Origin of the sequence: Crystallibacter permensis, from assembly GCF_025960875.1 — a bacterium.
In the GTDB taxonomy this organism is placed as follows: domain Bacteria; phylum Actinomycetota; class Actinomycetes; order Actinomycetales; family Micrococcaceae; genus Crystallibacter; species Crystallibacter permensis.
Genome location: NZ_JAODLR010000010.1, coordinates 121,878 through 128,780 on the forward strand (window position 1 = coordinate 121,878; position 6,903 = coordinate 128,780).

The 6,903-nt window shown below is 58.8% G+C and carries 6 protein-coding genes and 1 pseudogene; 2 read left to right on the forward strand and 5 right to left on the reverse strand.

Features of this window, described 5'->3' with window-relative positions; genetic code table 11:
- Positions 1 to 109: 109 nt before the first annotated feature.
- Entirely contained in the window at positions 110 to 985 is an 876-nt protein-coding gene (locus B0G38_RS13230) for a DUF6671 family protein (protein ID WP_019481129.1), read from the reverse strand.
- 259 nt (positions 986 to 1,244) lie between these two features.
- On the opposite strand from B0G38_RS13230, the gene B0G38_RS13235 reads away from it, so the two are divergent.
- A complete protein-coding gene (locus B0G38_RS13235; RefSeq protein WP_019481130.1) occupies positions 1,245 to 2,189 on the forward strand; it encodes a sodium-dependent bicarbonate transport family permease in 945 nt (314 codons plus the stop codon).
- A 4-nt stretch (positions 2,190 to 2,193) separates the two neighbouring features.
- Complete coding sequence (locus tag B0G38_RS13240) at positions 2,194 to 2,496, forward strand: P-II family nitrogen regulator (RefSeq protein ID WP_019481131.1); 303 nt, start codon at positions 2,194 to 2,196, stop codon at positions 2,494 to 2,496.
- Here the strand turns inward: B0G38_RS13240 and B0G38_RS13245 are convergent.
- The 4 genes and pseudogenes from B0G38_RS13245 to B0G38_RS13260 all read right to left on the reverse strand — a co-directional run bounded on the left by B0G38_RS13245 (position 2,493) and on the right by B0G38_RS13260 (position 6,028).
- Positions 2,493 to 3,053 (reverse strand): helix-turn-helix transcriptional regulator, encoded by a 561-nt coding sequence (locus tag B0G38_RS13245; protein ID WP_264669851.1) that lies wholly within the window; start codon positions 3,051 to 3,053, stop codon positions 2,493 to 2,495. The genes B0G38_RS13240 and B0G38_RS13245 overlap by 4 nt on opposite strands.
- A pseudogene (locus B0G38_RS13250) lies at positions 2,980 to 4,181 on the reverse strand (IS110 family RNA-guided transposase). Before B0G38_RS13250 ends, B0G38_RS13245 begins: the two are co-directional and overlap by 74 nt.
- Before the next feature lie 546 nt (positions 4,182 to 4,727).
- Positions 4,728 to 5,108, reverse strand: a complete 381-nt coding sequence (locus tag B0G38_RS13255; RefSeq protein WP_074703598.1) for a ParB family protein — start codon at positions 5,106 to 5,108, stop codon at positions 4,728 to 4,730.
- On the reverse strand, positions 5,105 to 6,028 hold the full coding sequence (locus B0G38_RS13260; RefSeq protein WP_205834790.1) for a ParA family protein: 924 nt from the start codon (positions 6,026 to 6,028) through the stop codon (positions 5,105 to 5,107). The genes B0G38_RS13255 and B0G38_RS13260 overlap by 4 nt, the downstream gene beginning before the upstream one ends.
- Between the last annotated feature and the right edge of the window lie 875 nt (positions 6,029 to 6,903).

Consider the following 6,903-nt stretch of genomic DNA (forward strand, 5'->3'; position numbering starts at 1 on the left):
CAATGGGGCTTTGGAATCACGGGTGGGGATCCCCCCTCTGGATCAAGCGATCTCCTGTAGGGTTTCCGACCTGACACGTAGGGCGGCGGCGCAGAAGGAGGGGCAAACGTCAGGGGTTGCAGTAGTCACAAATACTTGGGGGTGCGGACGTTGTATCGGCTATGTCGCGGGTGTCGTGGTAAGGGCATTTGAGGCATCCAAACGTCTCAGCACGCGTCTCGCTGGTCGGCGTACCGCATGCACTGCACTGGAGCCCCGGTACCCGGCCGACTCGCCAGAACCCTGGAGTGCCGCAGGCTGGGCACAAGGAGCGAAGCTTATGGGCAAGGTCTTCGGCCGCGAGGCCGATTACTTCCATGCGTGTTGGGTTTGCGCTGGCACGCATGTCGGTCTCGATTAAGACCAAGCCGTTTGAAGATCGAGTCAACGCTCTCGAAAAGGCGCGCTCCAGGTCCTGCCAGCTCGCGATTCCCTTGCAGATGTACGTTCCGTCCTTGCCGTCAGGGCGAACGACCAGATGGTGTCCAGGAAACTGCACTTCACGGGCGAACGCCTGGGCTGCCGCCCACTCGCCGGTGAGCAGGTGATTGAAGTTTGTTTTCCCTTCGCCTATTCCCACCACCTCGAGATTGCGCTCGTTGTCCATCCAAACGATTAGTTCGATGTTCCACGGGAACATGCCGATGTAGGGATCCGGCCCAAAGGAACCCTCGCTGGCGATACCCAGCAACAGGCCCGATAATTCCATGCCCACCGATGCCTTCTTACGGGCAGTTTCCGATTGTGTTCCTGCGCGGGAAATGTCACGTGTGAAAGTACCGAGCAAGTCCGTGTCGTAACCCGTGACATGTTCAACCCGGCACCCAAGTGCATGCTCCAGCGCGGGTCCTAGCACCCGCTCCTTCCCATGTTGGGTCAGCAGAGCGACGCGTTCACCGGCATAGATTGCATGCGGGATTGGATCATCAGATTCGGCCTTGGTCACAACTCACCTTTCATGGAGCAGCAGAGGCTGAAGTGGCCGGCACCTCATCCCAGGTGCCGAGGCCGGGACAGTCCCCCAAACCTTCGAAGACATCCTAATAGACGAATTACGTTTCATGAATAGCAATGCGTATGTATGCGGCGATTTGTGAAATGCTGGCAGCACGAGCTTGCATCTGCGGCCAGTGAGTCCAGGGGACCCGGCAGGGTTCATTACTGCTCTTGTTCACTCCGTCGGGAAATAATCAGAGAGTCCTAATGTGGTAGACCCCATCATCCTTTTCTTCATTCTTGGGGCGCTGGCCGGGCTGCTCCGGTCGGAGCTGCGCCTTCCGGCGGCAATCTATGAGTTCGTCACCATCGTGCTGCTGCTGGCCATTGGCCTTAAGGGCGGTGTGGAACTCGCCAAGCAGCCCTTTGGCGAACTGCTACCCCAGATCCTGGCCGTAGTGGCGATGGGATTCTTCCTTTCCCTTCTGGCCTTCCCGGTGCTGCGCTACCTCGGACGCTTCAAACGTGCCGACGCAGCCTCCATTGCCGCCCACTATGGCTCCGTCAGTGTAGGTACCTTCGCCGTAGCCATCGCCTACCTGGGCACTCGACAGGTCGTCTTCGAAGAGCACATGCCGCTGCTTCTGGTGATGCTGGAAGTACCAGCCATCATCGTGGGCATAGTTTTGGCGCGGGGAGTCTCCAAGGAGACCAGGTGGAAAACGGTCGCTCACGAGGTCTTCCTCGGAAAAGGCATTGTCCTGCTCCTGGGTGGCCTGTTCATCGGCTGGATCGCCGGACCCGACGGCCTGTCCTCCATCGAACCCCTGTTTGTGGACATGTTCAAAGGGATCCTTGCCTTATTCCTGCTGGAAATGGGGCTGCTGACAGCAACGCAGCTCGGAGGCCTGCGCAAATACGGCGTGTTCCTAGCGGCTTTTGCCATCATCATGCCGCTGTTCTCAGCCGTCATAGGTGCAGGGCTGGGCTGGGCATTAGGACTGTCGGTGGGCGGAACAGCTATTCTGGCAACACTGGCGGCAAGTGCCTCCTACATCGCGGCGCCGGCGGCCATGCGCATTTCCGTACCGGAAGCCAACCCCACGTTGTCGCTGGCGGCATCCCTAGGGATCACCTTCCCGTTCAACGTGGTGGTGGGGATCCCGCTCTACCACGCCCTGTCCATCTGGATCCATACCTTCGCGAGGGGATAAAGCCATGGAAAGCCACCGACGCAAGCTCCTGACCATCGTCACCGAGGCCGTCCTCGAATCAACCCTCGTCCGCGACATCGAGCAACACCACGCCCACGGATACACCATCACCGACGCGCGCGGGAAAGGCAGCCGGGGCGTCCGCGGAGCAGGCTGGGAAGCGAACAGCAATATCCGTATCGAGGTGGTCTGCGACGCCGTGATAGCGGAAGGCCTTGCTGCACACCTTCGCGAGCACTACTACGAGGACTACGCCATGATCCTGTTTCTGAGCGACGTCGAGGTCCTGCGGCCGGCCAAGTTCTAGGCCTTCGTGCCCTCCGCGGGCTGCCCCTTTTCAGGCACGAGCACAGCAAGGAGTTCGTCAAGCTGATGGCCGGCATCAACAGGGTGCCGGAACGGGCGGCCGAACACCACAGAATAGATGTTCCGCCTGCCTGCCCGTGTCCTGGTGATGTAGCCGGCCTCGACAAGGTCAGCAGCAATCTTCTGGGCGGCACGCTCCGTGACCCCCACCGTGGCAGCCAGGTCACGTAGCCGTATCTGCGGATCACGGGCAATGGTCAACAGTACGTGGGCGTGGTTAGTCAGGAACGTCCACCCGATGCCGCTGCCTGACACTTCGCTTTCCTTTGCTTCAAAATCTTCAGTCGCCACCCCTTGGACAATAGCGGATCTGGGCACGACGAAAGCGCCGCCGGTCCCAATCCACAGCAAGCACCCACAACGCTTATGATCGCCAGGCGCAGGAATCGTCTCGTTACCAAGCCGCCGGTCGTAGACGGCTAGATCAGGCTGTAAGTGGTGGTGCCAGCGATACCAAGGTGTAAGTAGTGCCGTCGCGGAGCATGGCCCAGAGGACATTGAGCCGCCGTCGGGCGAGCGAGAGCATGGCCTGGATGTGAGATTTCCCTTCACCCGTTTTCGGTCGTAATAGGCACGTGAGGCCGGGCAGGATTTAAGCGCCGAGAGCCCGGAGAGGAAGAAGACGCGGAGCAGCCGGCGATCGTATCGTCTTGGCCGATGGTGGTTGCCGCTGATCCTTCCGGAGTCCCTCGGCGCCGGCGCCAATCCAACAACACCGGCGAACCGGTCCGCAGACTGAAAAACCGTCATATCTCCGCCGGTGGCACCAAGGAATTCGGCGGCAAGGACAGGGCCAAAGCCGGGCATGCTCAACAGCACCTCGGTATGCCGGTGTTCAGTAACCTTCTCGCTGATCAGCGCATCCAGTTCTTCCAGTTCCTCGTTCAAACTTGCCACTTCGCGGGCGAGGGCTGCGACAATCACCTCCCCGATGCGTTGGGCAGGAACGACGGTCTGCTGGGACTTCGCGGCTTCTACCGCAGCCGCAGCAACCGCTGCCGAGGAACGAGCACCGTGTTTCTTCAACCACGCCTGGGTTCGCGCCTGGCCGGCACGGCGGATCCCATCCGGAGTCCGGTACTTGGTCAGCAACATCAGCGCGGCTTTGGATCGGCTGTAATCGAAGGTCCGCTCCAGCGCGGGGAAATACTCCAGGAGCTGAGCTTTGAGTCGATTAATCGACCTCACCCGATCCGCCGACTTGTCAGCCCGCCGGGCCGTTAGGAGTCGCAACCCGACGCTGATCTCGTCACCGGCGCGCAAAGGCTGCAGGTCAGTCCGCATCCGGGCCTGGTCGGCGATCACAGCGGCATCCTTGGCATCTGTCTTGCCGTCACCCCTATAAATCTTCGAGGCGTGGTGCACCGTCCGCCCAGGAATATAGAGAAGGTTCTGACCATGACCGACAAGCAACGCGATGAGCAGCGCCGGTCCGCCATGATTCAAGTCCATCGCCCACACCAAAGGACCACCGTCCGACAAGTCCAGGACCGTGCCCAAAAGTTGGATGAGCGCCGCTTCGTCGTTGGGAACCTTCTGCGAGAGCAGCCTGTTTCCCTCGCCATCGATCACAACGCAGTGGTGATGGGCTTTGCCGGCGTCGATGCCGGCCCATAATTGCACCAAGAACAGCCTCCAGTCTGTTGGATGAGAAGAGCCCAGCAGATAACCGCGCCGTCGTGTCCTTATCCGGCGATCATGTCGCGTCTCTCAATCAGCGGTCGGGTCATCGCGGGGTGGCGGGCGGCCAATCCTACGGAGCCGTCACGTGCAAGCGTGCGGTCCACAGCAGCCAAGCCATACCCGCCTCCCCTGGGTAGCCACGACCCTACAATGACCGCGGAACTGAGCCCGGTAACAACATAAGGACAGCAGCAAAAAAAGAAAAATGCTTCTACAGCCGAGCGCAGCGAGGACCACTCCCGATACGAACGAGAGGCTCTCTGCCGTCACCCACCTGCTGATGGACGCGGGTGGCCACGCCAGGCTGACCTTCAGACGAACTTGTCTTTTTATACACATTCGGCCCCTTGCCATCAGGCAAGGGGCCGAATTGTTAGCGCATAACCAGATCGGGCCGGCAGGGCTTCGTTCCGGAGCTACTAGCGCTTTACTGCTTTCCTTGATTTACAAGTATTGCTGGTGAAGCAAGTAAGAAAAGTATTACCAACTTCAGTCTTGGAGTTTGCGACCGGGGGCTAACCGCTGGTCGCCGCCGTCATATGCTTCCCCCCCGTTGTGCGTCGCTTCTCGACGCGAGGTTTCGGACTCAAGCGCCTTTGAAACCATATGCGACCAGGAGTGGTCGTTCTCAAGATAGCTGGTTGCTTTGAATGCGGCGCGGGCGCGAGTCCTCAGTGATTTGGGGATAGAAATCGTTACATTCACCATGGGCTCTTCGGGCTCCTGGCCGGCGCGGGCTTCGTCATCCCGGACCTTGCGCAGCAGCCGGCCCAGCGGGGCTGGCTCAGAAGGTGCGGTATCGGTCTTCGATGCGCTCCTACGCGGCGCGAGGCCGGCGACCTTACGATCGGATTCAATTGCATCGCTCATACGTTCTGCTCTTCCTTTTCGCTTTCAATGGCCACGATTCTCGCGATTACTTCTTGTGTGACTGCATGAAGGTCACCTGCAACGTTGGCTGCTGAGCGGGGCCCTGCCTCGCTTGCATCAGCTTGTCCCTTGAGTACTTCGAACCATTTGGGTGCACTGTTGACTTGCTTCTCGACTTCGTGAGCCAACAGCCCCTTTTGGCGAGTGACCTGGGCCGTGGATTCGGCATGGCGAACCGTCATGGGGAATAGCACGGTGTCCACGCCGAAGAGTTGCGTGACGTGTTCACGCGCTACGCGCTGAACCTTACTGGCACTCTTGGCAGTTCCGACCAAGACAACTCCGAGCAGGTCGAGCATGGGGTTCAACTTGACCACTCCATCCAGACGTTTGGCGACTGCGGTCATGCCTTTGAGACTGGAAAGGTCAGTCTTTACTGGAATCAATGCGTAGCGGGCCGCTGCCACTGCTGCAGATTGCAGTGGTTCGTTTCCTGGTGGGCAATCGATGATGACCATGTCGTAGTCACCAGCGATCGGCGCCAAGACCCTAGCTAGGGCCAATTGGGCTCCATCAGGGTCTTTCTGCGTCCGTGAGGCGAGACTTGCGGCAGCAGAATCGAGATAAGGGCCGCCAGGTAGCACGTCCAGGTTCTCACGTCCAGATTCAACGGGGGTTACCGGTCCATCGAAGGCGATAGCTGCTGCTAGGGCTTTACCATCGTCGTTGTGTTCTTTGCTGGTGTAACCGAGGTCTTCAGCTAGATTCCCTTGGGGATCGAGGTCGACTAGGAGTACACGGTAGCCGGATTGCGCCAGCAGTCCCCCGATATTGGCAGTAAGCGTCGTCTTGAAAACTCCACCTTTGCCGTTGATGACTGCTATTACGCGGCTAAGGGCCGCGCGGTCGATCTGGTTCAAGGGGTTCCCTTTCGATCCAAGCGTTGTTTCTGCCAGCGTACTGGGGGCTGCTGGCTAACCTTGGGATGCTGGCTTTAGTGTCGCTACTTTTTTTACATTGATTACTGGGTTTACTGGAAACACTTGTATTGGCAGTAATTTCCGTCAGCCTTGAAGACTCTTCCCGCATCTGGGATCGAGGTGGACCGGTGCGACGATTCACGTTTAGTACCCCACCTACTGCCCATCGCTCCCCCGCTTCGAGAGATGCGATAGCCGGTGTGACGGCTTTGCACCATTGACAGTGCCCCTAGGGGTTGCAGCCCTGCATTCTTGGCTGGGGGATACGGGCCTAGTTGCATAACCTCCTTCACTGTATTTAGTAGCCTTACTGGAATTACTTGTATTGAAAGTTTTGCAAGTATCGAATGCTGGCGCTTACAGCCACTCTCGGTCCCGATCTTCCTTTCCGGGACCAATGGTTTCCAGGACCCCGAAGTACTCAGCGAGGGTCCGCAGGCTGGTCTCTTTAACGATGTGCCGGCGTCCAGCGACACGGCCGGTCGTATTCCAGCAGCCATCGGTCACTAGGGGTTGCAGCCATTCTTGGCTGGGGGATAGGGGCCTAGTTGCATAACTTTCTTCACTGTATTTAGTTGCCTTACTGGAATTACTTGTATTGAAAGTTTTGCAAGTATCGAATGCTGGCGCTTACAGCCACTCTCGGTCCCGATCTTCCTTTCCGGGACCAATGGATAACTCTAGCCGCTGCTCTCGTCCCCTATGAAGCTTCTGCGTACAGCAGGGCGCCGATCGTTTGTTCGTCCTCTGGGGGCCCGTATTGCCAGTACGGGTAATCGTCGTGGGGCCCTGCCAGGACGGCTTCGCCGGATCGT

Coding starts and splice junctions, on each gene's coding strand:
- B0G38_RS13240 (WP_019481131.1), top strand. CDS start 2,194: ATGGAAAGCCACCGACGCAAGCTCCTGACCATCGTCACCGAGGCCGTC.
- B0G38_RS13245 (WP_264669851.1), bottom strand. CDS start 3,053: ATGTCCTCTGGGCCATGCTCCGCGACGGCACTACTTACACCTTGGTAT.
- B0G38_RS13255 (WP_074703598.1), bottom strand. CDS start 5,108: ATGAGCGATGCAATTGAATCCGATCGTAAGGTCGCCGGCCTCGCGCCG.